Raw genomic sequence first — 24,145 nt, forward strand, 5'->3', positions numbered from 1 at the left:
GGTTATGCGCCGAGGATGAAAGTGCGTGCCGGCCGCGTCTATTTGACTGCAAATAACGTCGCATTCATCAGCAGTTTGAAGGCGAAGCCGAGCGACATCGCCGAGGCCACGCCGAAGCACCACAGAGCGATGAACCACAACCAGCCGGGCAGTTTGCGCCGCCGCGGCGGGGAGCCGGCCAGCGTGCAGTTCGAGCCGTTGTGGTTAGTGATAGTGATGTTGGTCGTCATGGCGCACCTTGCCTCGGAATACCCAGTAACCCATCGTCGTATAGGCGATGATGATCGGCAGAATCACCGCCGCACCGACCAGTGTGAAGGTCTGGCTCGCGCGCGGCGCGGCCGCTTCCCACAGCGTCATGCTCGACGGAATCGCATACGGCCACAGGCTCACCAGCAGCCCCGCGTAGCCGAGCAGCACGAGCAGCAGCGCGAGCACGAACGGCGTGTTGTGATGTCGCGCGCGCACCGCGCGATGCATCAGGAACGCGCAGACCGCGACGAGGAACGGCACCGGCAACAGGCGGTAGAAAAGGTTGTCGTGGAACCAGCGCTGCGCGATCGTCGGGTCCTGCAGCGGCGTCCACAGGCTGACCATCGCGATGAAGCCGAGCAGCACCAGCGTGAGCGGCCATACCACGCGATGCAGCCGTCGTTGCAGATCGCCTTCGGTCTTCGCCACCAGCCAGCAGCAGCCGAGCAATGCATACGTGACGACGAGCCCGAGGCCCGTGAGCAGGCTGAACGGCGTGAGCCAGCCGAACGCGTCGCCGGCATAGCCGCCGTCGATCACCGGAATGCCTTGCAGGAACGCGCCCAGCACGATGCCCTGGAAGAACGTCGCGCCCGCCGAGCCGCCGATGAACGCGAGGTCCCACAGATGCTTCGTGCGATTGGCCTTGGCGCGAATCTCGAACGACACGCCGCGAAAGATCAGACACACGAGCATGAAGATCAGCGGCAGATACAGCGCGGACAGCACGGTCGAATACACCACCGGAAACACCGCGAACAGCGCGGCGCCGCCGAGCACGAGCCAGGTCTCGTTGCCGTCCCACACCGGCGCGACGGTGTTCATCATCAGGTTGCGTTCCTTCTCGTCGGGGAAGAACGGGAACACGATGCCGATACCCAGATCGAAGCCGTCCAGCACGACGTACATGAAAAGGCCCAGCGCGATGATCGCGGCCCACACGACGGTTACATCCATTTTCTTTCTCGCAAGTGGTTGGGGTGAGGGTTGCGGCTACGCGGCGTCGATCATCTGATCGGCGGCGGACAGCGGGCGGCGCGCGGTCTGATTCGGCTCGTGGCGCGGCACGCCGTGCGGCGTGTGTCCAGGCAATGCCGGGCCCGAGCGCATCAGCTTGAGCATGTAGTAGATGCCAGTGCCGAACACGAGGAAGTAGACGACCACGAAGGCCATCAACGAAATGCCCACCTGCTGCGCGGTCAGCGGCGACACGGCCTGCGAGGTGCGCATCACGCCGTACACGACCCACGGCTGGCGGCCCGCCTCGGTGGTGACCCAGCCGGCCAGCAGCGTGATGAAGCCGGTCGGACCCATCGCGACGGCAAAGCGCTGGAACCACTTCGATTCGAACAGACGTCCGCGGCGGCGCAGCACCCAGGCGGCGAGCGACATCACGATCATCAGAACGCCAAGGCCGGCCATGATGCGAAAGCTCCAGAACACCACCGTCGAGTTCGGACGATCCTGCGGCGGGAATTCCTTGAGGCCGCGAATTTCGCCGTCCCAGCTATGCGTGAGGATCAGGCTGCCCAGGTGCGGAATCGACACCGCGTAGCGCGTGGTCTCCGCCTTCATATCGGGAATGCCGAACAGGTTCAGCGCGGTGCCGCCTTTCTCGGTGTCCCACAGACCTTCGATCGCGGCGATCTTCGCCGGCTGATATTCGCGCGTGTTCAGACCGTGCTGATCGCCGACGAATGCCTGGATCGGCGTGAGAATCAACAGCAGCCACAGCGCCATCGAGAACATCTTCTTCACGGCCGGATCGCGCCGTCCGCGCAGCAGATGCCATGCGCCCACGGCCGCCACGACCAGCCCCGCGACGATGAACGCCGCGAGCGCCATATGCGCGAGCCGGTACGGGAACGACGGATTGAAGATGATCTTGAACCAGTCGAGCGGCACGACGTGCCCGTTCACGACTTCGAAACCTTGCGGCGTTTGCATCCAGCTATTGGAAGCGAGAATCCAGAAGGTCGAGATCAGCGTGCCGATGGCGACCATGAGCGTGGCGCCGAAGTGCGCGCGCGGACTCACGCGCTGCCAGCCGAACAGCATGATGCCGAGGAAGCCCGCTTCGAGAAAGAACGCGGTCATCACCTCGTACATCAGCAACGGCCCGGTGACGGGGCCCGCGAAACTGGAGAAGCCCGACCAGTTGGTGCCGAACTGATAGCTCATCACGACGCCGGAGACGACGCCCATGCCGAAGGCCACTGCGAAGATCTTCGACCAGAACAGGCAAAGATCTTTGTAGTACGCCTTGCCGGTCTTCAGCCAGCGCCATTCGAGGACGGCGATGAAACTGGCGAGGCCGATGCTGAGCGCCGGAAACACGATGTGGAAAGAGACGGTGAACGCGAATTGAATGCGGGCGAGATCGAATGCCGATATTGCGGAGTTCATGAGCGTGTTGTGCGTGATGGCCGCGGGAGCGGACTACGCGCGTCGACCGGTGTCGGTGCGCACTGCGGCTGGCAGATGGCGCAAGAGTAGGGGACCGGGCACAATTTTGCTGCACCGCGACGTGCGTCAAAAAACCGCCTTGTTTTAGGCTGGTTTTACGTTTCTTGGTGGCAAGTAATTGAGAGATATCAAGTTTTCCTGATTGTCTTCGAGCGAGGATTCTGCAGCTGCGCGCCGCAACTGCGTCAATAGACCGCGCCGCAACAATGCACACCGCCGCCTTTGCGGGAGGACTCGGCCCTGGTGTTTGCCCGCGGCCCGCTTGACTTCGATATTTCCTGAGCATAAAGTTTTATTCACACGCAGGAAATCAAGGCCGCTACCCTCTCAGGCGGCCCACCAGGAGACAAGACTTGCTCAATCTCACGCCAGGTTCGCTCGCGGGCCTTCGCATCGTCGATCTGTCACGCGTGCTGGGCGGTCCGTATTGCACGCAGATCCTCGCCGACCACGGCGCGGACGTCATCAAGGTCGAGCCGCCCAACGGCGACGAAACCCGCAGCTGGGGTCCGCCGTTCGACGGCGACACGGCGTCGTACTTCCTCGGCGTGAACCGCAACAAGCGGGGTGTGGCGCTCGATCTGACGCAGGAAAGTGAACGCGCGAAGCTGCTGCATCTGCTCGACACCGCTGACGTACTGGTCGAAAACTTCAAGATCGGCACGCTGGAACGCTGGGGGCTCGGCTACGACGCGTTGCAGGCGCGCTTTCCCCGGCTCGTGCATTGCCGCGTGTCGGGCTTCGGCGCGGACGGCCCGCTCGGCGCATTGCCAGGCTACGACGCGGCGGTGCAGGCCCTCACCGGGCTGATGAGCGTGAACGGCGAGGCGGGCGGCGCGCCGTTGCGCATCGGCGTGCCGATCGTCGATCTCGTCACGGGACTGAACGCGGCGCTCGGCATCCTGATGGCGCTGCGCGAACGTCAGACGAGCGGACGCGGCCAGTTCGTCGAATCGACGCTGTTCGATAGCGCCTTGTCGATCCTGCATCCGCATACGCCGAACTGGTTCTACTCGGGCAACGAGCCGCAACGCAGCGGCAACGCGCATCCGAACATCACGCCGTACGACATGTTCCACACCGGCAGCGTCGATATTTTTCTGGCGGTCGGCAACAACGCGCAGTTCGCGCAATTGTGCGCGGTGATCGACGCATCGTCTCTGCCCGCCGATGCGCGCTTTGCGAGCAACCGGGAGCGCAGCGCGCATCGCCGCGAATTGCGCGCGGAGCTGGAGGCGCGCTTTGCCCAATGGGAGGGCGAACTGCTCGCCGATACGCTGATCCGGCGCGGCGTGCCGTGCGCACCGGTGCTCGGCCTCGGCGCGGCGCTCGAGCATCCGCACACGGCGCATCGCGCGATGCGGGTCGAGTTGGGCGCCTACAAAGGCATTGCGTCGCCGATCAAGCTAAGCCGTACGCCCGCCACCTATCGCAGTGCGCCGCCTGCGCTGAACGAGCACGCCGGGCAGGTCTTCGGCACGCCGCCGGCGGACGGCTGACGCCGCCGTCGGTTTGAATCTGCCTGGGGCGGCTTGCGCTTCACCGGCTTTCCCTCTCGCTACAACACAGCGCGGCCCCATGCCGCGAAGGAGACAGCATGTGCATGAATGATGCAGGACGGCGCTCGCCGGCAACTTCCGCAGCACTCGCCGATGACGGAATCGGCCGCAGACAAGGAGCCTTCCGATGCTCGCGCTGATCGGCACGGTCGCGATCGTCGCGCTGTTCGGGCTGATCATCACGAAGCGGCTGTCGCCGCTCGTCGCGTTGATCGTCGTGCCGATCGCGGCCGCGCTCGTGGCGGGCTTCGGGCTCACGACGGGCAAGTACATCGTGCACGGGGTGCAGAATATCGGCCCGGTGGCGGGCATGTTCGTATTTGCGATTCTTTTCTTCGGCATCCTGACGGATGCGGGCATGCTCGATCCGATCATCAATGGCGTGCTGCGGGTGGTCGGCTGTCATCCGACACGCATCGTGATGGGCTCGGCCTTGCTCGCGCTGCTGATTCATCTCGACGGCTCCGGCGCGGTGACCTTCCTCGTGACGCTACCGGCGATGTTGCCGCTGTACACGCGTCTCGGCATCGACAAGCGGATTCTCGCTTGCGTCACCTCGATGGCTGCGGGCGTGAATTTTCTGCCGTGGGTGGGACCGATGCTGCGCGCGTCGGCCGCGCTGCACATCCCCGGCACGGTGATCTTCTATCCGATGATTCCGGTGCAGATCGTCGGCCTGATCTTCGTGTTCGGCACGGCGTACATGCTCGGCAAGCGTGAAGAGAAGCGTCTCGGCCTCGATCGCGCGAGTGCCGCGTCGGTCGTGGTGACGCCGCGCGAGTTGAGCGCGGCGGAGCAGGCGTTGCGGCGCCCCGGCCGTTTCTGGATCAACATCGTCTTGACGCTGGTCGTGCTGGTCACGCTGGTGTGGGGCATCGTCGATCCGATGGTGATGTTCATGCTCGGCACGGTTGCGGCCCTGATCATCAACTATCCGGACGTCAGGCAGCAGCGCGAGCGCATCGACGCGCACGCGAAGGCCGCGCTGATGATGGCGAGCGTGCTGCTCGCGGCGGGCGCGTTCACCGGCATCATGTCGGGCACCGGCATGCTCACGGCGATGGCGCAGGTCATGGTGCAGCACGTGCCGGTCGAGCATGCGCGCCACATGCCGTTCGTGCTCGGGCTCGTGTCGATGCCGCTCAGCTTGCTGTTCGATCCCGACTCGTTTTATTTCGGCATCCTGCCGGTTATCGCGGAAAGCGGCAAGCTGCTCGGCGTGCCGCCGATCCAGATGGCGCAAGCCGCCTTGCTCGGGCAGATGACGACCGGCTTTCCGGTCAGTCCACTGACGCCCGCGACGTTTCTGATCGTCGGGCTGACCGGCGTCGAACTCGCCGAGCATCAGAAGTTCACGATTCCGTTTCTTTTCGCCGCCACCGTCATCATGGTTTTTACCGCGGTGCTGGTTAGCGTATTTCCGTTATGAGCGCGCAGCGTCGCGCGCCGTGTGCGCTGAGCATGCCGAGCGCGCTTCGTGACGCGCAGATATTCCACAGGACATTGCCATGAACTTCGAATTCACCGACGACCAGCAGTCGATCCAGGCCGCCATCGAAAAACTCTGTGAACGTTACGACGACGAGTACTGGCTTGCGAAAGATCGCGAAGGCGGTTTTCCGCACGACTTCCACCGCACGCTGGCCGAGGCGGGCTGGCTTGGCATCGCGATGTCGCCGGAGTACGGCGGCGCGGGGCTCGGCATGACCGAAGCCGCGCTGATGATGCGCACGATCAGCGGCTCGGGCGCCGGGTTGTCGGGCGCGTCGGCGGTGCATATGAACATCTTCGGGCTGAACCCGGTGCAGGTGTTTGGCAACGACGCGCAGAAGCGGCGCTTTCTGCCGCCGCTGATTGAAGGCCGCGACAAGGCCTGCTTCGCGGTGACCGAACCCGACGCCGGTCTCGACACCACGCATCTGAAAACCCAGGCCGTGCGCGACGGCGACCACTACGTGCTGAGCGGCCGCAAGATCTGGATCTCGACCGCGCAGGTCGCGAACAAAATGCTGATCATCGCGCGCACCACGCCTTTGGAGCAATGCGCCAAACCGACCGACGGTCTCACGCTGTTCTATACCGACCTCGATCGCGAGCGCATCGAAGTGCGCGAGATCGAGAAGATGGGCCGCAAGGCGGTCGATTCGAACATGCTGTTCATCGACGATCTGCGCGTGCCGCTCGAAGACCGCATCGGCGATGAAGGCGCGGGTTTCCGCTATCTGCTGCACGGGCTGAATCCGGAGCGGATCCTGATTGCCGCCGAAGCGGTCGGTCTCGGCCAGGCGGCGTTGCGGCGCGCGACGCAGTACGCGAGCGAGCGTATCGTGTTCGGCCGGCCGATCGGCCAGAACCAGGCGATCCAGCATCCGCTCGCGCAGGCGTGGATGCAGCTCGAAGCGGCCAACCTGATGGTGTTCAAGGCGGCCTCGCTGTACGACGCCGGCAAGGCGTGCGGCGCCGAAGCCAACGCCGCCAAATACCTCGCCGCGGAAGCCGCGTTCCAGTCGTGCCAGACCGCGATCGCCACGCTCGGCGGGATGGGCTACGCGAAGGAATATCACGTCGAACGGTATTTGCGGGAGTGTATGATTCCGAGGCTCGCGCCCGTGAGTCCGCAGATGATTCTGTGTTTCATCGCGGAGAAAGTGCTGGGCCTGCCGAAGTCGTACTGACGTATCTCCCGACCGCCATGGATGTCAAACTCGTTGCCCGCACGCTGGATCTGTTCGAATTGTTCGCCGCCGAGCAACGGCCGCTGCCGCTTACCGAACTCGCGCGGTTGCTGAACGTGCCGGTGTCGAGCTGTCTCGCGCTCGCGCGCACGCTGGTGAGCCGCGGCTATCTGGTCGAGGTGAGGAAGCGCGGCGGCTACTATCCGACGCGGCGCTTGCAGATGCTCGCCAGTGCCATCAATGCGGTCGATCCCGTCGTCGAGATCGTGCATCCGCGCCTCATCGAGTTGCGCGACGCGAGCGGCGAGACCGCGGTGCTCGGCAAGATTCAAGGCGCCGCCGTGGTGTATCTCGACGTCGTGGAGTCGACCAAGGCGATTCGCTACATGCGGGCACCCGGCGAGTTGCGGCCCTTGTATGCGAACTCGATCGGCAAGGCGATTTTTGGCGAACTGGACGCGAGCGCGCAGCAGACGCTCGGTGCGCAGCTGTCGTTCGAACGTTTTACGACGGCGACGGTGGCTGATCTGCCCGCGCTCGTCGCGCAAGCGGCGGCGGCGCGGGCGCAGGGCTGGTGCGCGAATCTTGGCGAGAGTGCGCCGGAGCTGTCGGCGATTGCGGTGGCGGTGAGGATCAGGGGCGAGTGGTACGGGCTGTCGGTGGTGGGGCCGACCGAGCGCATCCAGAAAGATCAGCAGGCGCATGCCGCGCAATTGCTGCGTGTGAAGCAGGCGATCGAAGTGCAGGAGCAGCAGGAGCAGGTGGAATAGGTTGTCGGCGTTGGGGCGGGGATTGCGGCGATTGCCGGTCTGCCGGCCGTTCGATCGCCCGGTTCCTACGCGCGGCACTGCGTACATGCGGCTCGCGCGCAACGCCCGCATTCAGTGCGGGCAACCCCACACGACTCGCCCCGCAAACGGCGCATCACGACTGCCCCCGACCCGTTATCAACCGACAATCAGCCCAGCCGGAACCGACTTCCACCGGTTCACCGGGTAGCCAATGAATCGGTTTGCCTCTACCATGCAGACAGCCGGTTGTAGGCGTTCTCGAGCAAGCGCACGCTCGAGCGGCACGCGCCGCGTAGCCATCAAGTCGTCATTCCCGTTATCCGTTTCGAACAGTCACGTTGACACGCCGCGAGCGAATCCGCGGTGCGTGTCGCGAATCCGTCATGAACAGCCAGTGCAGGGCAGGCCGTGCAGAAAGGGCGCCCTGACATGCGCCGCGTCATGGTTTCACAGCAGGCTTCATCCACCTGCCGGCGACGGCAGACTTCATCCATCAGGAGTCAACAGATGAGCACGATCAAGACGAAAGACGGTACCGCAATTTTCTACAAGGACTGGGGCAAGGGTCGCCCGGTCGTGTTTTCGCACGGCTGGCCGTTGACCGCGGATGCATGGGACGCGCAGATGCTGTTTCTCGGCAGCAAGGGCTTTCGGGTGATCGCGCACGACCGTCGTGGGCACGGCCGCTCGGAGCAGCCGTGGGACGGCAACGACATGGATACCTATGCCGACGATCTCGCCGCGCTGATCGAACACCTCGACCTGAAGGACGCGACGCTCGTCGGCCATTCGACCGGTGGCGGGGAAGTCGCGCACTACATCGGCCGGCATGGCACGCAGCGCGTCGCGAAGGCCGTGCTGATCGGCGCGGTGCCGCCGCTGATGGTGAAGACCGACAACAATCCGAACGGCACGCCGATCGACGTGTTCGACGCAATCCGCAAGGGCGTGGTCGCTGACCGCTCGCAGTTTTTCAAGGACCTGGCGCTGCCGTTCTACGGCTACAACCGGCCGAACGCGAAGGCGTCGCAAGGGGTGATCGACTCGTTCTGGGTGCAGGGGATGGCTGGCTCGATCAAAGGCCTGTACGACTGCATCGAGCAGTTCTCCGAAGTCGACTACACGGAGGATCTGAAGAAGATCGACGTGCCGACGCTGGTGCTGCATGGCGACGACGACCAGATCGTGCCGATCGATGCAGCGGGCCGCCAGACCGCGAAGATCGTGAAGGACGCGACGCTCAAGGTCTATGCGGGCGGCCAGCACGGCATGTGCACCGTCGAGGCGGACAAGGTGAATGCCGATCTGCTGGAGTTCATCGGCGCGTGATGATGCGGTGACGCACGCGAGTGCGTGAGAAGGGGCGGCGCGGGCGCGTGATGAGCGACGCGCCGCGCAAGCCTCAACTTCCAACCTCCCTCACGCAGTCGGCCAGCCTATCCGCGCCGCTCGCCGCAATGCCGAGCGCACCACCATCCGGTGGAACGGCGCGATCGCGAGAATATAGAAGCGCCCGAGTCCATTGTGGCAATGCACGACCGTGGACAGCACCAGATAGCGCGAACGGCCGTCCCGCGTCTCGCGGGTTTGCTGCAGCACCGACACCCGGAAGTCCAGATGACTGTCGTTCTCGCCGAGGATGATTTCGTGTGCGCTGCGCGTGTAGATCCTGAAGATGTCCACATGCTCCCGCGAGCCGGCCGCCGCTTGCGTGCGCAACTGCTTCGTCGTCTTGAGTCCGAAGCGCGCGACCAGCGCATCGCGCAACTCCATCAACCTGCCGACCCATCCCGCCTGATGCGCGAAAACAAAGCGCGCCAGCAATTCCGGATTGTCGATGGCGTTGTCGGGCAGGCGGACCGCGTACGCGTCGGCGAGATCCGGCGCGTGGTATAGACGCGTGACCGCGGATTCGACCGGCACAGCGACGGATTGCACGGTGGAGTGGGCGTTGGGCATGGTGACGTGCGGCGCTGAAATGATGCAGGCTCGAAGGCCGCGTCGATAACGTGACGGCGGCGGCGCGGTGATTCGCTGATGCACAAGGGGCCAAGTCTACGCGTGCTTGCGCACGGCTGCGCCGGCGGTTCGGTGCGCACGCCGCGAACCGTCGGCATTGAAAGAAAAACGCGTCGACCATGTCATACGACGTCTTATAAATCGAACTACGGTAACTGCTTGTTTATCAAGGAAAGGCCTTTCTATTGCGGGTCAGACTAGGGTAAATGCCTGGTTGAAATCCGCTCGGGCATCGTCGATAGTACGTTATCGTACAACAAGCGTGCGTTTATGCAGGCGGCATCGCCGCCGCTTCACCGCTAGCTGCCCCAAGTTCGATCGCGCGCGGCGCAGTCAACGCAGGAAAGGAACCCCTATGAAAAAGATTGCCCTGAGTGGCGCCGGCGGCCAGCTCGGCGCCGTCGTACGCGCCGCCATGATTGCGCGCGGCACGCCGCTGCGTTCGGCAGCAGGCTCGAAGGCCCTGACACCCCTCGTCGAAGGCGAGGACGTGATGCACGGCGACCTGCGCGATCCGGCGGTCGTCGATCGTCTGCTCGAAGGCGTGGACGTGCTGATCCACTTCGCCGGCACGAGCGTCGAGCGGCCGCTGCCGGAAATCATCGAGAATAATCTGCGCGGTCTGGTGGAGGTGTACGAAGGCGCGCGCCGTCACGGCGTGAAGCGCATCGTGTTCGCCAGCTCGAATCACGCGATCGGCATGTATCCGGTCACCGAAAAGCTTAGCCTCGACTGCGAGCTGCGCCCGGACGGTTTCTACGGCCTGAGCAAGGTGTGGGGCGAAGCGCTCGCCAGAATGTATTGGGACAAGCACGGCATCGAAAGTGTGTGCGTGCGCATCGGCAGTTGCCTCGAACGCCCGACCGAGCCGCGTCACCTGAGCACGTGGTTCGGCCATCGCGATCTGATGCACTTCCTCGACCGCTGCGTCGAGGCCGAAAACGTCGGCTTCCTGACCATCTGGGGCGTGTCGGCCAATACGCGCAGCTGGTGGGACAACAGCGGCGCCGCGCGTTTCGGCTATCAGCCGACCCAGAACTCCGAGGACTACGCCGCTGAGATTCTGGCGCGCCCGAATCCGCTCGACGCTTTTGGCCAACGCTTCCAGGGCGGCGCTTTTGTCGGCATCGATTATTCGCGCGAAGACGGCGGTCCGGACGCATCGGCCGCCACGGCGGCACGGCCGGTCTGACTGGCCTGGCATCACGAGGAGACGCAGTCATGAAAGTCAAGGGCATCCGCTGGTGGATGGTCAGCCTGGTCGCGGCCGGGCTCATCATCAATTACCTCGCGCGCAATACGCTGTCGGTCGCCGCGCCGACGCTGATGAAAGACCTCCACATCACCACCGAGCAGTACGCTCACGTGGTCGTCGCGTGGCAGCTTTGCTATGCGTTCATGCAGCCGGTCGCGGGCTTCGTGCTCGACACGGTCGGCACCAAGCTCGGCTTCGCGGCGTTCGCGCTCGCCTGGTCGCTGGCCTGTGCCGCCGCCGCGTGGGCGACGGGCTGGCGCAGTCTCGCGTTCTTGCGCGGCCTGCTCGGCCTCGCTGAAGCGGCGGGCATTCCGGCCGGCGTGAAAGCGACCAGCGAATGGTTCCCGGCAAAAGAGCGGTCGGTCGCGATCGGCTGGTTCAACATCGGCTCGTCGATCGGCGCGTTGCTGGCGCCGCCGCTGGTCGTCTGGGCGCTGTTGCGCGGACAGTGGCAACTGGCATTCGTGATCGTCGGCGCGGCGGGCATCGTGTGGAGCGCGGTGTGGATGGTGATGTACAAGCATCCGCGCAAGCAGAAGATGCTGAGCGCCACCGAGCGCGACTACATTCTGAGCGGCCAGGAAGCGAAGCACGCCGAGGCCGGCGCACCCAAGCGCAGCTGGCGCGCGATGCTGGGCAGCCGCGATTTTTGGGCGATCGGCATTCCGCGCATTCTGTCGGAACCGGCGTGGCAGACCTTCAACGCGTGGATTCCGCTGTACATGATGACCGAGCGTCACATGAACCTGAAGGAAGTCGCGATGTTCGCATGGATGCCGTTCCTCGCCGCCGATATCGGCTGCGTGCTCGGCGGTTATCTGAGCCCGCTGTTCCACAAGTACGCGAAGGTGTCGCTGTTCACGTCGCGCAAGATGGTGTTCGTCGTCGGCGCGCTGTTCATGATCGGACCGGCGTGTGTCGGCCTGGTGCAAAGTCCGTATGTGGCGGTGGCGCTGCTGTGCGTCGGTGGCTTTGCGCACCAGACCTTGTCCGGCGCGTTGTACGCGATCACGTCCGACATGTTCGGCAAGAACGAAGTCGCGACCGCGACCGGCATGGGCGGCATGGCGGGCTATCTGGGCGCCGCGGCGTTCACGATGCTGTTCGGCGTGCTGGTCACGCAGATCGGTTACAGCCCGCTGTTCGTCGTGCTGGCCGTGTTCGATCTGATCGCCGCCGCCGTGGTGTGCCTGCTCGCGAAAAGCAGCGACAAGGCGCCCGAGCCGCGCTGGTCCGGCGCCGGTGGCGTGGTCGCCGCCAAGTAAGTGATGGCGAGTTGCGCCGGTGTGATTCGGCGCAATCTCCAGCGTGACAGGTCATGCAGCAACGGCGCCCTCTTCAGTGAGGCGCCGTTTTTTTTCGGGCGCGGCGTGCGAGCTTCACCCGGCTGTGGCAACGCGACGCTTCTTTTCGGATGCACGGCGCGGCGCGTCGTACGCATCGGCGCGAGGAAAACGAAACAGGTCATCAAAAGGCCATCCGATCCGTCACGCGCACGCGTCAACGGAGGCCGCATACGTGGGGCCGCGCGGCACGCGTGAGCCGCACACCATCAAGTGCTGTGGGATAATCGCCGGGTTTTGCCCGGAGCGCGGCTCACAAGGTTGTTCGCACGGGCGCGCGAGGGGCCTTTATTCCCTTGGCCCGCTTCTTTTCAGCGATATTTCTCCAACAACCACGATGCCCGCATACCGTTCCAAAACCTCCACCGCCGGCCGCAACATGGCGGGGGCGCGCTCCCTGTGGCGTGCCACCGGCATGAAAGACGAAGACTTCTCGAAACCGATCATTGCGGTGGTCAATTCGTTCACCCAGTTCGTCCCCGGCCATGTGCACCTGAAGGACCTGGGTCAGCTCGTCGCACGCGAAATCGAAGCCGCCGGCGGCGTAGCCAAGGAATTCAATACCATCGCGGTCGATGACGGCATCGCGATGGGCCACGACGGCATGCTGTATTCGCTGCCGAGCCGCGACATCATCGCGGATTCGGTGGAGTACATGGTCAATGCGCATTGCGCCGATGCGATGGTGTGTATCTCCAACTGCGACAAGATCACCCCCGGCATGCTGATGGCCGCGATGCGCCTGAACATTCCGGTGATCTTCGTGTCCGGCGGCCCGATGGAAGCCGGCAAGACGCGCCTCGCCAATCCGAAAACCGGCACCATCGAGTTCAAGAAGCTCGACCTCGTGGACGCGATGGTGATCGCCGCCGACAAGGCCTATTCCGACGCCGACGTAGCCGAGGTGGAACGCTCCGCCTGCCCGACCTGCGGTTCGTGCTCGGGCATGTTCACGGCCAACTCGATGAACTGCCTGACCGAAGCGCTCGGCCTCTCGCTGCCGGGCAACGGCACCGTGGTCGCCACGCACGCGGACCGCGAGCAGCTCTTCAAGCGCGCCGGCCGCCGCATCGTCGAACTGGCCCGCCAGTACTACGAGCAGGAAGAGGCGAGCATTCTGCCGCGCGCGGTGGGCTTCAAGGCATTCGAAAACGCGATGACGCTCGATATCGCGATGGGCGGCTCGACCAACACGATCCTGCACCTGCTGGCGATCGCGCGCGAAGCGGACATCGACTTCACGATGACCGACATCGACCGCCTGTCGCGCATCGTGCCGCAGTTGTGCAAGGTGGCGCCGAACACCAACAAGTACCACATCGAAGACGTGCATCGCGCGGGCGGCATCATGGCCATCCTCGGCGAGCTGGACCGCGCCGGCAAGCTGCACACCGACGTGCCGACGGTGCATGCGGCAACGCTGAAGGACGCGCTGGATCAGTGGGACATCGTCCGCACTCAGGACGACGCGGTCCGTACCTTCTACATGGCGGGCCCGGCCGGCGTGCCGAGCCAGGTCGCGTTCAGCCAGAACACGCGCTGGCCGAGTCTCGATCTCGATCGCGCCGAGGGCTGCATCCGCTCGTACGAGCATGCGTTCTCGAAGGAAGGCGGCCTTGCGGTGCTGACGGGCAACATCGCGCTCGACGGCTGCGTGGTGAAGACCGCGGGCGTCGACGAGAGCATCCTCGTGTTCGAGGGCTCGGCTCACGTGACCGAATCGCAGGACGAGGCGGTGGAGAACATCCTCGCCGGCAAGGTCAAGGCCGGTGATGTCGTGATCGTGCGTTACGAAGGTCCGAAGGGTGGCCCGGGCATGCAGGAAATGCTCTATCCGACGAGCTACATCAAGTCGCAGGGTCTCGGCAAAGACTGTGCGCTGCTGACGGATGGCCGCTTCTCGGGCGGCACGTCGGGCCTGTCGATCGGCCACTGCTCGCCGGAAGCGGCGGCGGGCGGCGCGATCGGCCTCGTGCGCGATGGCGACAAGATCCGCATCGACATTCCGAACCGTACGATCAACGTGCTGCTGTCCGACGAGGAACTGGCGAGCCGCCGCGAAGCGCAGAACGCGAAGGGGTGGAAGCCCGCCAAGCCGCGTCCGCGCAAGGTGTCGGCTGCACTGAAGGCGTATGCGAAGCTGGTGATGTCGGCTGATAAGGGCGCGGTGCGCGACCTGTCGCTGCTGGACGATTGATTTCGCGACGGGCTTCGCGCCCGCTTGCGTGTAAAAAGGCCGCTCTACGGAGCGGCTTTTTTTGGCCTGTCAGCGCGGGGCAAAAGAGCAAACGACATCCGGCGCGCTCACCCCGCGACGTTCACGCTTTTACCGCTGATCGACCACCGTCGTGTTGTAGGTCGTTGAGCCGATCACCACGTTGTTCAACGCAATGCCGTTGACGTTGTACGCGTAAATCGGGCCTGGCGTGCTCGCACTGGCCGCTCCCGCGCAGACCGCCGTGCCCAGGTTGCAGTTCGAGATCGTGACGCCGGTGATCGCCGGCACCGTCGGCGCCGGTGTCGAGCCGTTGTAATCGAACGCGACCGGCCCTTGCGCGACGATCGCCTGAAAGCACGAGCCCGTCACGCCGTTGAGCGTCACATTGCTCGCCTGCACGTTCGAGATGTTGACGTTCTGCACGACCGCCGGACGGGTGCGGATCGCGTCGTTGGCGGGCTGGTAGTCGCAATCGAACGTGATCAGGCCGCCTTGCGCCGCCGACGGATTGGCCGCCGTCGCCGTGACCACGCCGAGCGGCACCGTGCCGTTGATCGGACTGCCGGCCAGCAACGCGCTGCCGTATCCCGAGCCTTTCAGCGCGACTCCGTTGGGCAGCGTGACCGTATCGACGTAGAAGTTCTTCACGAAGCCGCCGCGATTCATGTTCGTCTTGATGCGAATCGCGATGTTCAGCGGATTGGTCGCCCAGTTCTGGTTGAGCATCCGCAGATTGCGTGCGTAGATGTTCTGTACGCCGCCACCCATTTCGCTGCCGAGCGTGATGCCGCCGTGGCCGCTATTCATCGTGCAGTTCTGGATCACGTGGTTTTGCGCGGGGCCGTACTGCGTGTCGAGATCCTTGCCGGATTTGATCGCGATGCAATCGTCGCCGGTGTTGAAGGTCACGCCATCGCACAGCACGTTGTCGCACGCATCCGGATCGAAGCCGTCGTTGTTCGGGCCGACGCTGTTGGTCGTCACGCCGCGGATCACGACGTTCTTGCAATCGGTCGGATGATGCTGCCAGAACGGTGTGTTGTTGGTCGTGTAGTTCTCCATCAGCACGTTGGTGCAGCCGAGGAATTCGACCATGCACGGACGCAGGTAGTGCCCGCTGCCGAAGATCCGCTTCTCGATCGGTACGCCCGCCTCCGACAGCGCGGGCAAGTAGTTCGCGTCCTCTTGCCACGGCGTGGTGGGGCTCGTGAGCTGCGCATAGAGCGCGTCGGAAATGCCCGGCACCGCGGTGCGCAGATCGACGTTGTTCGAATTGATCGACACCTGCGACGGCGTCGTCGAGTTCACGCAGCCGTACGCGCCGTTCGATCCTTTAAAGGTCCACCAGCAGGTGGCGGTGTTGCCGGTGCCGGCGAACGGCGTCATCGCCTGGCCGTTGAGCACCGAGGTGGCGTCTTCACCGGTCAGTGCGATGTTGGTCTGGTTGCGGGCGTAAACCGGCGAGCCGTAGTTGAGGCAATCGTTTGCCTGCCAGCGGCTATAAAACAGGTTGCCGTTGGCGCCGCAGTTCACCGGGCCGTCCTTCGCGTAGTCGGCGGGATTCGGGCTGAAGTAGATCGTGCAGTTCGCGCTCAGGTGGAAGTTCACGTTGCTGAGCAGGACGATCGGGCCTGCGCAATACCACGTGCCCGCCGGCACGACCACGCGACCACCGCCGGCTGCGTTGCAGGCCTGGATCGCGGCGAGAAACGCGGGCCGGCAATCGAACGAACTGGCGGCGTTGGTCTGTTCCGAGCCGGGGCTCGTGAGCGATGCCGAGCCCGTGTACGGATTGCTCGCGGCGATCACGGAGCAGGGCTGCGCGCCGTACTGGGTGACCAGATAGTCGCGCGCGGGGAACATCGACTGGTTGATGCCTTGCAACGACGCGATGATCTGCGTAGCCGCGCCCGACGAGCCCCAGATCGGGTCCTGCACCACGGGCGGTGCGCTCGGCGCGGCGGGCGAATCGTTGATGGAGCTGCCGCAAGCGGACAGGCCGCCCAGCAGGGTCGCGCCTGCGGACGTCCCAGCCAGCACGATGAATGCGCGGCGCGCGGGCGAGTGCGGTTCGCTCTGCTGGCGGTTTCTCGATGCGTTCCGTTGGCCGTTGTTTTTATGCCGGGTTGTCACGGATGTCTCCTTGCCCTTTGCGGGCGTTGTCAGTAATCGTGGGTGATGATGGGGACGACCGTCGCCGGTATCGTTTTTCTACAGCAAGAATCACGACAGGTAGTGATCCTTACTATGTGTAAAGAGCGGACGACAACGGCAATGGACTCCCACGCACGAGGGTGAGCGCGCGCCGTTCCACGGCTCCATCTGCATGGAGCCGATGCAAAGGCGAGCAGGAACGTGCGGCGTTAAGCGGGCTGTTGGCCGATTTCGTGATTGGCGAGCACTTCGAGCGCGCGCACCATTGCGGAGTGGTCCCACGCCTTGCCGCCATGCGCGACGCACGCATTGAACAGCGCCTGACAGGTGGCGGTGTTCGGCAGCGATACGCCGAGCGCTTGCGCGGTCGACAGCGCGAGGTTCAGGTCCTTCTGATGCAGTTCGATGCGGAAGCCCGGATCGAAGCTGCGTTTGGTCATGCGCTCGCCGTGCACTTCGAGAATGCGCGACGACGCGAAGCCACCCATCAGCGCTTCGCGCACGCGCGCGGGATCGACGCCGGCCTTCGACGCGAGCAGCAGCGCCTCGCCGACCGCTTCGATCGTCGCGGCGACGATCACCTGATTGGCCACCTTGCACACCTGACCCGCGCCGACCGCGCCGATCAGCGTGACGTTCTTGCCCATCATGTCGAAGAGCGGCTTGACGCTGTCGAAGGTCGCGGTTTCGCCGCCCACCATGATGGTCAGCGAGCCGGCCTTAGCGCCGACTTCGCCGCCCGACACCGGCGCGTCCAGATAGTCCGCGCCGCGCTCGCGCACGCGCGCGGCGAATTCGCGGGTGGCCATCGGCGAGATCGAGCTCATGTCGACCACCGTTTGTCCCGCGCGCAAGGCGCCGGCCACGCCCGCGTCGCCGAACAGCACGCGTTCGACGTCCGGCGTATCCGGCACCATGATGAAGATCACATCGGCCTGCGCGGCGACCGCGGCGGGGCTGTCGCACGCGATCGCGCCGGCCTGGGTGAGTTCGTCGGGCACACCGCTGCGCGTGAACGCGGTCAGCGCGACGCCGTTCTTGAGAAGGTTGGCGGCCATGGGCTTGCCCATGATGCCGAGTCCGATAAAGCCTGCTTTTTGCATGGAATGCTCCGAAGATGTCATGGCGGCCGTGCCGCTGCCCGTGTCTGGCTTGGCGCCGGGGTTCAGGCCTGGCCCGCCGGTTTCTGCATGAAGTGTTTCTGAACCGTCTGTGCGGCGTTTTTCAACATGCCCATGTCCGCGCACACCGCAATGATGCGGCAGCCCAGCGACAGATAACGTTCCGCGTCGGCCTGCACCGGTGCGAGAATGCCGCTCGATTTGCCGGCCGCCTGCGCGCGCTCGAAAACGTGCGCGATCGCCTGTTGCACCTCCGGATGGCTGGCGTTGCCGAGGCGGCCGTAGCCGGCCGCGAGGTCGGACGGGCCGACGAACACCGCGTCGACGCCGTCCACCGCGAGGATTTCGTCGATCGCCTCGACGGCCTTGCGGCTCTCGATCTGTACAATCACGCAGACGTTGTCGTTGGCGATGTCGAAGTAGTCGGGCACGGCCGCATAGCGGTTGCCGCGATGGCTCACCGACACGCCGCGAATGCCCTGGGGCGGATAGCGCGTCGCGGCGACCGCGCGGGCCGCGTCGTCGGCACTTTCGATGAAGGGTACGAGGAAGTTGGAGAAGCCGCTGTCCAGCAGCCGCTTGATGAACACGCTGTCGTTGGCCGGCGGCCGCACAACCGGCGCGCTGGCGCTGTCCTTGAGCGACATCAGTTGGGGGATCAGCGTGAGCACGTCGTTGGGCGCGTGCTCCGCGTCGAGCAGCATCCAGTCGAAACCGATGCCGCCCAGCAGTTCCGTGACGACCGGACTGGCGAGCGACGCCCAGCAGCCGATCTGGGTTTCACCGGCGCAAACCGCGCGCCGGAAGCGATTGGGTAAGGCCTCGTAGGGCGTGACAGACGGCATGGGTATCTCCTCGAACGGCAATGGATCGGGCGAGTCCGACGACGGCTATGCGAGACGTTATAAGTCGTCGTATGTCTTGCTCTCAGAGTAGCATTCACCCCATGGGTTGTAACCGCCACGTAAACCCGAATTCCCCGCCGGACAGGCGTTTCAGGTTGCGCGGTAGGCCTCCTATGTTGTAGGATGACTTATATCTAAGGCCTTCACTTAAGGAAAGCGAAAATGTCTATTACCGGCGAAATGCTGATCGGCCGCCAAGCAGTGCGCGGCGAGGAACAACCATTGCACGCGGTCAATCCCGCCACGGGGTCCGAGATCGCCGAGCCGGCTTTCGGCAGCGGCGGCGTCGCTCAGGTCGAGCGCGCGTGCGAACTGGCGCAACAGGCGTTCGACCCGTACCGGGCGTTGCCGCTCACGGTGCGCGCCGAGTTTCTCGAGCGCATCGCCGACGGCATCACGGCGCTGGGCGATGCGCTGATCGAGCGCGCGCACCAGGAGTCGGGTCTGCCGAAGGCGCGTCTCGAAGGCGAGCGCGGCCGTACCACCGGCCAGCTCAAGCTGTTCGCACAAGTCGTGCGCGCCGGCCAATGGCTCGCCGCGACGCTCGACTCGCCGCTGCCGGAGCGCAAGCCGCTGCCGCGCTCGGATCTGCGTATGCAGAAGATCGCGCTCGGCCCGGTCGCGGTGTTCGGCGCCAGCAACTTCCCGCTCGCGTTCTCGGTGGCGGGCGGCGACACGGCGGCAGCGCTCGCGGCCGGTTGCCCGGTCGTCGTGAAGGCGCACCGCGCGCACCTCGGCACGTCGGAAATGGTCGGCCGAGTGATCCAGCGCGTCGCGCAGGAAATGGACCTGCCTGAAGGTGTGTTCTCGATGATCGTCGGCGCGGGCAATCTGGTCGGCGAAGCGCTGGTCGCGCATCCGGCGATCAAGGCGGTCGGCTTCACCGGTTCGCGCGCGGGCGGCACGTCGTTGATGCGCGTCGCCGCGGCGCGTGCCGAGCCGATTCCGGTCTACGCTGAGATGAGCAGCATCAACCCCGTGTTCGTTCTGCCGAACGCGCTGGCGCAACGCGGCGACAGCATCGCGCGCGGTTTCGTCGATTCGCTCGTGCTCGGCGCGGGTCAATTCTGTACTAACCCGGGTCTCGCGATCGTTCTCGACAGCGACGCGCTGAAGGGCTTCGTCGCGACGGCGTCGGAAGCACTGAGCGGCAAGCCGGCTCAAACCATGCTGACCGCGGGCATTCACGCCGCATATCAGGACGGCGAAAGCAAGCTGGCGGCGACCAAGGGCGTCGAGGCAGTGGCGCGCGGTGTCGACGCAAGCGGCCCGACGCAGGCTCGCGCGGCGCTGTTCGTGACCGATGCGCAGACTTTCCTCGCCAACCCGGCGCTGGAAGACGAAGTGTTCGGCCCGGTGTCGACCATCGTGCGTTGCAAGGACGAGCAGGAAATGCTGAAGGTGGCCGAGCACTTCGCCGGTCAGCTGACCGCGACGCTGCAGATGGACAGCGCCGACATCGCCGCCGCGAAGAAGCTGGTGCCGATTCTCGAGCGCAAGGCAGGGCGGATTCTGGTCAACGGTTATCCGACGGGCGTCGAGGTTTCGCACGCGATGGTGCACGGCGGCCCGTTCCCGGCGACGTCGGACAGCCGCGCGACGTCGGTCGGCACGACGTCGATCGAGCGCTTCCTGCGCCCGGTCTGCTACCAGGACTTCCCGGCGGATCTGCTGCCGCAGGCGCTGGCCGACGGCAATCCGCTCGACCTGTGGCGTCGTCGCGACGGCGAAATCACGCGCGGTTAAAGATTGACCTCGCTCTCGTGGCCTGCAAATGAGCGGGCCGCGAGCGTGAGATGAAAGCGAAGCAGGATAAAAAAATGGCCGGGACATCCCGGCCATTTTTCCTTTGCGCGCAGCCTGTCGATCAGCTGTTCGCCTCGCTCACCTCGTTCGCGCGCCGCAACCGTTCACGACTATTCGACAGATGCATGCGCATGGCCGCGCGCGCGCCTTCCGCATCGTGCCGCGAGATCGCATCGAGAATGCTTTCGTGTTCGAGGTTGACGAGCGACAGATACGCGTCCGGTTCCGCGCGCGCAATGCCGGCCGAGTCGAGCCGGTTGCGCGGAATCAGCGCGCTGCCCATTTGCGTGAGGATGTCGACGAAATAGCGGTTACCCGTGGCGCGCGCGACCGAGATATGAAACTGCAGGTCGGCGTCGACGCTATCGAGCCCGTTGTGGCGAGTCGCTTCGATCGCGTCGAGCGCGGCGCGCATGCGCGCGAGGTCGTCGGTCTTCGCGCGTTGCGCGGCGAGACCGGCGCACTCCGTCTCGAGGCTGATACGCAGTTCGAGAATGGACAGCACGTCGCGCAGCGTGGTGGCCGGCACCATGTCGATGCCCAGCTTTTCGCGCTGCGGCTCCAGCACGAAACTGCCGATACCGTGCCGCGTCTCGATGATCTTGCCCGCCTGCAGACGTGAAATTGCTTCGCGAATCACGGTGCGGCTCACGCTCAGCGTGACCATCAGCTGTGATTCGGTCGGCAGTTTGTCGCCGGGCTTCAGCGCGTTGGTCGCGATCTGCTCGGTGACGTAGTTCACGACGAACTCGGCAAGATTGCGAGCGCGTCGTGGCGGTGCCGCGGATGCCAGTGGAGTAGCCATCGAGAACGCCCCTTGAATCAGATAGTTGCAGATACGCTCTGCAGGTTCATTATACCGTCGTCTGACGACTGATTATAAAAACGCTGGATCAATTACAGCGCCGGCGCCCGAGGGGCGTCGACGCGTGCCGAAAGCGCCTCGCGAAGCAGCAGTGGTGCTCGCGCGAGGCGCCCGGAAGTACGATAACCGCTGGCGCGGCGTTAGGCCTCGCGCAGCTCGACGCGCTTGATGTCCTTGACGATCACGAGGTAGCTGAACACCGTGAGCAGCGCGTTCGCGCCGACGAACACCAGCGCGCCGTTGAACGAGCCGGTGCGCGCGACGAGGTAGCCGATCACGATCGGCGTGACGATTCCCGCGACGTTGCCGAACATGTTGAAGATCGCGCCCGACAGGCCGAGCGCTTCCTTCGGCGAGGTATCGGCGACCACCGCCCAGCCGAGCGCGCCGATGCCTTTGCCGAAGAACGCGAGCGACATCAGCGCGACCACGATCCAGTCGGTCGACACATAGTTGCAGCCGATGATGCTCACCGACAGCAGCATGCCGCCGACGATGGGCACCTTGCGCGCCACCGTCAGCGAGTGGCCACGCCGGATCAAGCCGTCCGACAGCACGCCGCCGAGCACGCCACCCGAGAAGCCGCAGATCGCCGGCAGCGACGCCACGAGTCCCGCGTGCAGGATCGTCATGCCGCGCGCCTGCACGAGGTAGATCGGAAACCAGGTCAGGAAGAAGTACGTCAGCACGTTGATGCAGTACTGCGCCAGATAGACGCCGAGCAGCATGCGGGTGCCGAGCAGTTGACGCACGAGTGACCAGCCGCCGGTATTTTCGATCCTGTCGGCGCGCGTCGTTTTCTTGTGCCCGGTCACGACGCCGCCGCCTTGCTCGATGTACTCCAGTTCGGCGCGCGATACGCGCGGGTGGTCTGCGGGGTTCTTCATCACCTTCAGCCAGGTGAGGGCGAGCGCGAGCCCGATCGCACCCATCACGACATAAACGGCCTGCCAGCCGAACGCGTGAGTGAGCCACGCCATCAGCGGCGTGAACACCACCGCGGCGAAGTATTGCGCCGCGTTGAAAATGGCCGAGGCAGTGCCGCGTTCGTTGGTCGGGAACCAGCTGGCCACCACTTTCGCGTTGGCCGGGAACGCCGGCGATTCCGCCGCGCCCATCGCGAAACGCAGCGCGAACAGCGCGACGACAGCGGCGCCCGCGCTGCCGAGCAGACCGATCGAGCTTTGCAGCAGGGTGAAGAGCGACCACAGGAAGATGCTCGCCGCGTACACGCGCCGTGCGCCGAAGCGGTCCAGCAGCCAGCCGGCCGGCAGTTGCGAGAGCACGTACGCCCAACTGAACGCGGAGAAAATGTAGCCCATGCGGATCGCGTCGAAGCCGAACTCGGTGCGCATCGCGGAGCCGGTCACCGAGAGCGTCGCGCGGTCTGCGTAATTGAGCGTGGTGATCAGAAAGATCAGCAGCAGGATCGCATAGCGCACTTTGGTGCGCGTGGTGGCGTCGGCGGGATTCGCCGTGCGGCTCATCTCCATGGTCATCTCCTGAATTTTTTTGCAAGGGAGCAGGGCTCCCTGGGGATCTGGTGTAACCAGCCGTCGCGATGCCGGCCAATCGGTCCGGCTACGGAACGCCGGGCGGCACGGGTACGCCTGAGGTGTCGCGCGAAGCCGGTGCCGCGGTAGCGCGGTACAAAAACGCCCGGCGACGTTGCCGTCCCGGGCGCTCGTGGTTAAAAGCCGTTCACACGGCCGTGTTCACACGGCCGCCGGATCTCTATTCCACTGTTACGCCAACTGCATTACTGCGGTCCGAGCTTCTTGATCAGCGCGTCGAGTTGCGCCATTTCTTCTTCGCTCAGGTCGGTCAGCGGTGCGCGGACCGGGCCTGCGTCGTGGCCGACCAGCTTCGCGCCAGCCTTGACGATGCTGACCGCGTAGCCTGCGCGACGGTTGCGGATCTTCAGGTACGGCAGGAAGAATTCGTCGATCAGCTTGCCGACCGTTGCGTGGTCGTCAGCGGCGATCGCGCGGTAGAAGTCCATCGCGGTCTTCGGAATGAAGTTGAACACCGCCGACGAGTACACCGGCACGCCCAGCGCCTTGTAGGCTGCGGCGTAGACTTCAGCCGTCGGCAGGCCGCCGAGATACGAGAAGCGCTCGCCCAGACGGCGGCGGATCGTCACCATGTTTTCGATCTCGCCCACGCCGTCTTTGAAGCCGATCAGGTTCGGGCAGCGCTCCGCCAGACCTTCGAGCATGTCGGCGTTGAGCTTCGAGTTCGCTCGGTTATAAATGATCACGCCCATGTTCGGCACGGCCTTGCAGACTTCTTCCGCGTGCGCCGCGATGCCTTCCTGGCAAGCTTCCGTCAGGTAATGGGGCATCAGCAGAATGCCGTTCGCGCCATGGCGCTCCGCTTCCTTTGCGTATTCGATCGCGACGCGCGTCGGGCCGCCGGCGCCGGCCAGAATCGGTACCTTGCCTTTGCAGACTTCGGTTGCGGTGCGCACCACGTTCGAGTAGTCGTTATGCGTCAGCGAGAAGAATTCGCCCGTGCCGCCGGCGACGAACAGTGCCGACGCGCCGTACGGCGCGAGCCATTCGAGGCGTTCTGCGTACGTGTCGGCGCGGAATTCGCCTTGTGCGTCAAAGTCGGTAACGGGGAAGGAGAGAAGGCCTTCCGAAACGATCTGCTTGAGTTCCTGCGGTGTCGTCATGATGAATATCCAGGTGCCAGTTTTGAGTCGATGAGTAGT

At 64.7% G+C, this 24,145-nt stretch carries 19 protein-coding genes; 9 read left to right on the plus strand and 10 right to left on the minus strand.

From position 1 onward, the window contains the following. Positions 1-38 precede the first annotated feature (38 nt). The 3 genes from HV770_RS22630 to HV770_RS22640 are packed head-to-tail and all read right to left on the minus strand — an operon-like array spanning position 39 to position 2,658. Positions 39-230 carry a hypothetical protein gene (locus tag HV770_RS22630; protein ID WP_175163064.1) on the minus strand — a complete coding sequence of 64 codons (192 nt, stop codon included), beginning with the start codon at positions 228-230 and terminating at the stop codon, positions 39-41. Next, complete coding sequence (gene cydB / locus HV770_RS22635) at positions 205-1,209, minus strand: cytochrome d ubiquinol oxidase subunit II (RefSeq protein ID WP_175163150.1); 1,005 nt, start codon at positions 1,207-1,209, stop codon at positions 205-207. Before cydB ends, HV770_RS22630 begins: the two co-directional genes overlap by 26 nt. A 36-nt stretch (positions 1,210-1,245) precedes the next feature. Continuing rightward, complete coding sequence (locus HV770_RS22640) at positions 1,246-2,658, minus strand: cytochrome ubiquinol oxidase subunit I (protein WP_175163152.1); 1,413 nt, start codon at positions 2,656-2,658, stop codon at positions 1,246-1,248. 413 nt (positions 2,659-3,071) lie between these two features. On the opposite strand from HV770_RS22640, the gene HV770_RS22645 reads away from it, so the two are divergent. The 5 genes from HV770_RS22645 (at position 3,072) to HV770_RS22665 (ending at position 9,072) form a co-directional block, all read left to right on the plus strand. After that, on the plus strand, positions 3,072-4,217 hold the full coding sequence (locus HV770_RS22645; RefSeq protein WP_175163154.1) for a CaiB/BaiF CoA transferase family protein: 1,146 nt from the start codon (positions 3,072-3,074) through the stop codon (positions 4,215-4,217). Between the two features lie 187 nt (positions 4,218-4,404). Then, positions 4,405-5,706, plus strand: a complete 1,302-nt coding sequence (locus HV770_RS22650) for a CitMHS family transporter (RefSeq protein ID WP_175163156.1) — start codon at positions 4,405-4,407, stop codon at positions 5,704-5,706. A gap of 79 nt (positions 5,707-5,785) precedes the next feature. Next, the gene (locus HV770_RS22655; RefSeq protein WP_175163158.1) at positions 5,786-6,952 is read left to right on the plus strand and encodes an acyl-CoA dehydrogenase family protein; all 1,167 of its coding nucleotides are present in this window, start codon (positions 5,786-5,788) and stop codon (positions 6,950-6,952) included. Positions 6,953-6,969: 17 nt separating this feature from the next. After that, the gene (locus HV770_RS22660) at positions 6,970-7,722 is read left to right on the plus strand and encodes an IclR family transcriptional regulator (RefSeq protein WP_175163160.1); all 753 of its coding nucleotides are present in this window, start codon (positions 6,970-6,972) and stop codon (positions 7,720-7,722) included. 528 nt (positions 7,723-8,250) lie between these two features. Beyond that, on the plus strand, positions 8,251-9,072 hold the full coding sequence (locus HV770_RS22665) for an alpha/beta fold hydrolase (RefSeq protein ID WP_175163161.1): 822 nt from the start codon (positions 8,251-8,253) through the stop codon (positions 9,070-9,072). A 90-nt stretch (positions 9,073-9,162) separates the two neighbouring features. On the opposite strand, the gene HV770_RS22670 is transcribed toward HV770_RS22665, so the two are convergent. Beyond that, positions 9,163-9,702, minus strand: a complete 540-nt coding sequence (locus HV770_RS22670) for a DUF2867 domain-containing protein (RefSeq protein WP_175163163.1) — start codon at positions 9,700-9,702, stop codon at positions 9,163-9,165. Between the two features lie 415 nt (positions 9,703-10,117). Between HV770_RS22670 and HV770_RS22675 the strand changes: the two genes are divergently transcribed. The 3 genes from HV770_RS22675 (at position 10,118) to ilvD (ending at position 14,557) form a co-directional block, all read left to right on the plus strand. Continuing rightward, complete coding sequence (locus HV770_RS22675) at positions 10,118-10,954, plus strand: NAD-dependent epimerase/dehydratase family protein (RefSeq protein ID WP_175163165.1); 837 nt, start codon at positions 10,118-10,120, stop codon at positions 10,952-10,954. 29 nt (positions 10,955-10,983) lie between these two features. Next, a complete protein-coding gene (locus HV770_RS22680; protein ID WP_175163167.1) occupies positions 10,984-12,282 on the plus strand; it encodes an MFS transporter in 1,299 nt (432 codons plus the stop codon). Positions 12,283-12,697: 415 nt separating this feature from the next. Next, positions 12,698-14,557: a dihydroxy-acid dehydratase gene (ilvD, locus tag HV770_RS22685; protein ID WP_175163169.1), complete on the plus strand. Its 1,860-nt coding sequence runs from the start codon at positions 12,698-12,700 to the stop codon at positions 14,555-14,557. A gap of 129 nt (positions 14,558-14,686) precedes the next feature. On the opposite strand, the gene HV770_RS22690 is transcribed toward ilvD, so the two are convergent. The 3 genes from HV770_RS22690 to garL all read right to left on the minus strand — a co-directional run bounded on the left by HV770_RS22690 (position 14,687) and on the right by garL (position 18,698). Beyond that, on the minus strand, positions 14,687-16,711 hold the full coding sequence (locus HV770_RS22690; protein ID WP_175163171.1) for a glycoside hydrolase family 28 protein: 2,025 nt from the start codon (positions 16,709-16,711) through the stop codon (positions 14,687-14,689). A gap of 230 nt (positions 16,712-16,941) precedes the next feature. Next, entirely contained in the window at positions 16,942-17,856 is a 915-nt protein-coding gene (locus tag HV770_RS22695; RefSeq protein ID WP_175163173.1) for a 2-hydroxy-3-oxopropionate reductase, read from the minus strand. Between the two features lie 41 nt (positions 17,857-17,897). Beyond that, the gene (garL, locus tag HV770_RS22700; RefSeq protein WP_175163175.1) at positions 17,898-18,698 is read right to left on the minus strand and encodes a 2-dehydro-3-deoxyglucarate aldolase; all 801 of its coding nucleotides are present in this window, start codon (positions 18,696-18,698) and stop codon (positions 17,898-17,900) included. A 222-nt stretch (positions 18,699-18,920) separates the two neighbouring features. Between garL and HV770_RS22705 the strand changes: the two genes are divergently transcribed. Further along, a complete protein-coding gene (locus tag HV770_RS22705) occupies positions 18,921-20,504 on the plus strand; it encodes an aldehyde dehydrogenase (NADP(+)) (protein WP_175163177.1) in 1,584 nt (527 codons plus the stop codon). 121 nt (positions 20,505-20,625) lie between these two features. On the opposite strand, the gene HV770_RS22710 is transcribed toward HV770_RS22705, so the two are convergent. From HV770_RS22710 to kdgD, 3 genes are all read right to left on the minus strand, one after another. Beyond that, a complete protein-coding gene (locus HV770_RS22710; RefSeq protein WP_175163179.1) occupies positions 20,626-21,369 on the minus strand; it encodes a FadR/GntR family transcriptional regulator in 744 nt (247 codons plus the stop codon). 200 nt (positions 21,370-21,569) lie between these two features. Then, positions 21,570-22,922, minus strand: coding sequence for an MFS transporter (locus HV770_RS22715; protein WP_175163181.1), 1,353 nt, complete (start codon positions 22,920-22,922; stop codon positions 21,570-21,572). A 266-nt stretch (positions 22,923-23,188) separates the two neighbouring features. Next, positions 23,189-24,106, minus strand: a complete 918-nt coding sequence (kdgD, locus tag HV770_RS22720; protein ID WP_175163183.1) for a 5-dehydro-4-deoxyglucarate dehydratase — start codon at positions 24,104-24,106, stop codon at positions 23,189-23,191. Positions 24,107-24,145 lie beyond the last annotated feature (39 nt).

This window comes from Paraburkholderia fynbosensis, from assembly GCF_902859935.1.
GTDB lineage: Bacteria > Pseudomonadota > Gammaproteobacteria > Burkholderiales > Burkholderiaceae > Paraburkholderia > Paraburkholderia fynbosensis.

Coding starts and splice junctions, on each gene's coding strand:
- HV770_RS22705 (WP_175163177.1), top strand. CDS start 18,921: ATGTCTATTACCGGCGAAATGCTGATCGGCCGCCAAGCAGTGCGCGGC.
- HV770_RS22640 (WP_175163152.1), bottom strand. CDS start 2,658: ATGAACTCCGCAATATCGGCATTCGATCTCGCCCGCATTCAATTCGCG.
- HV770_RS22680 (WP_175163167.1), top strand. CDS start 10,984: ATGAAAGTCAAGGGCATCCGCTGGTGGATGGTCAGCCTGGTCGCGGCC.
- HV770_RS22630 (WP_175163064.1), bottom strand. CDS start 230: ATGACGACCAACATCACTATCACTAACCACAACGGCTCGAACTGCACG.
- HV770_RS22675 (WP_175163165.1), top strand. CDS start 10,118: ATGAAAAAGATTGCCCTGAGTGGCGCCGGCGGCCAGCTCGGCGCCGTC.
- HV770_RS22665 (WP_175163161.1), top strand. CDS start 8,251: ATGAGCACGATCAAGACGAAAGACGGTACCGCAATTTTCTACAAGGAC.
- HV770_RS22655 (WP_175163158.1), top strand. CDS start 5,786: ATGAACTTCGAATTCACCGACGACCAGCAGTCGATCCAGGCCGCCATC.
- garL (WP_175163175.1), bottom strand. CDS start 18,698: ATGCCGTCTGTCACGCCCTACGAGGCCTTACCCAATCGCTTCCGGCGC.
- cydB (WP_175163150.1), bottom strand. CDS start 1,209: ATGGATGTAACCGTCGTGTGGGCCGCGATCATCGCGCTGGGCCTTTTC.
- HV770_RS22710 (WP_175163179.1), bottom strand. CDS start 21,369: ATGGCTACTCCACTGGCATCCGCGGCACCGCCACGACGCGCTCGCAAT.
- HV770_RS22715 (WP_175163181.1), bottom strand. CDS start 22,922: ATGGAGATGAGCCGCACGGCGAATCCCGCCGACGCCACCACGCGCACC.
- HV770_RS22670 (WP_175163163.1), bottom strand. CDS start 9,702: ATGCCCAACGCCCACTCCACCGTGCAATCCGTCGCTGTGCCGGTCGAA.
- ilvD (WP_175163169.1), top strand. CDS start 12,698: ATGCCCGCATACCGTTCCAAAACCTCCACCGCCGGCCGCAACATGGCG.
- HV770_RS22660 (WP_175163160.1), top strand. CDS start 6,970: ATGGATGTCAAACTCGTTGCCCGCACGCTGGATCTGTTCGAATTGTTC.
- HV770_RS22650 (WP_175163156.1), top strand. CDS start 4,405: ATGCTCGCGCTGATCGGCACGGTCGCGATCGTCGCGCTGTTCGGGCTG.
- kdgD (WP_175163183.1), bottom strand. CDS start 24,106: ATGACGACACCGCAGGAACTCAAGCAGATCGTTTCGGAAGGCCTTCTC.
- HV770_RS22695 (WP_175163173.1), bottom strand. CDS start 17,856: ATGACATCTTCGGAGCATTCCATGCAAAAAGCAGGCTTTATCGGACTC.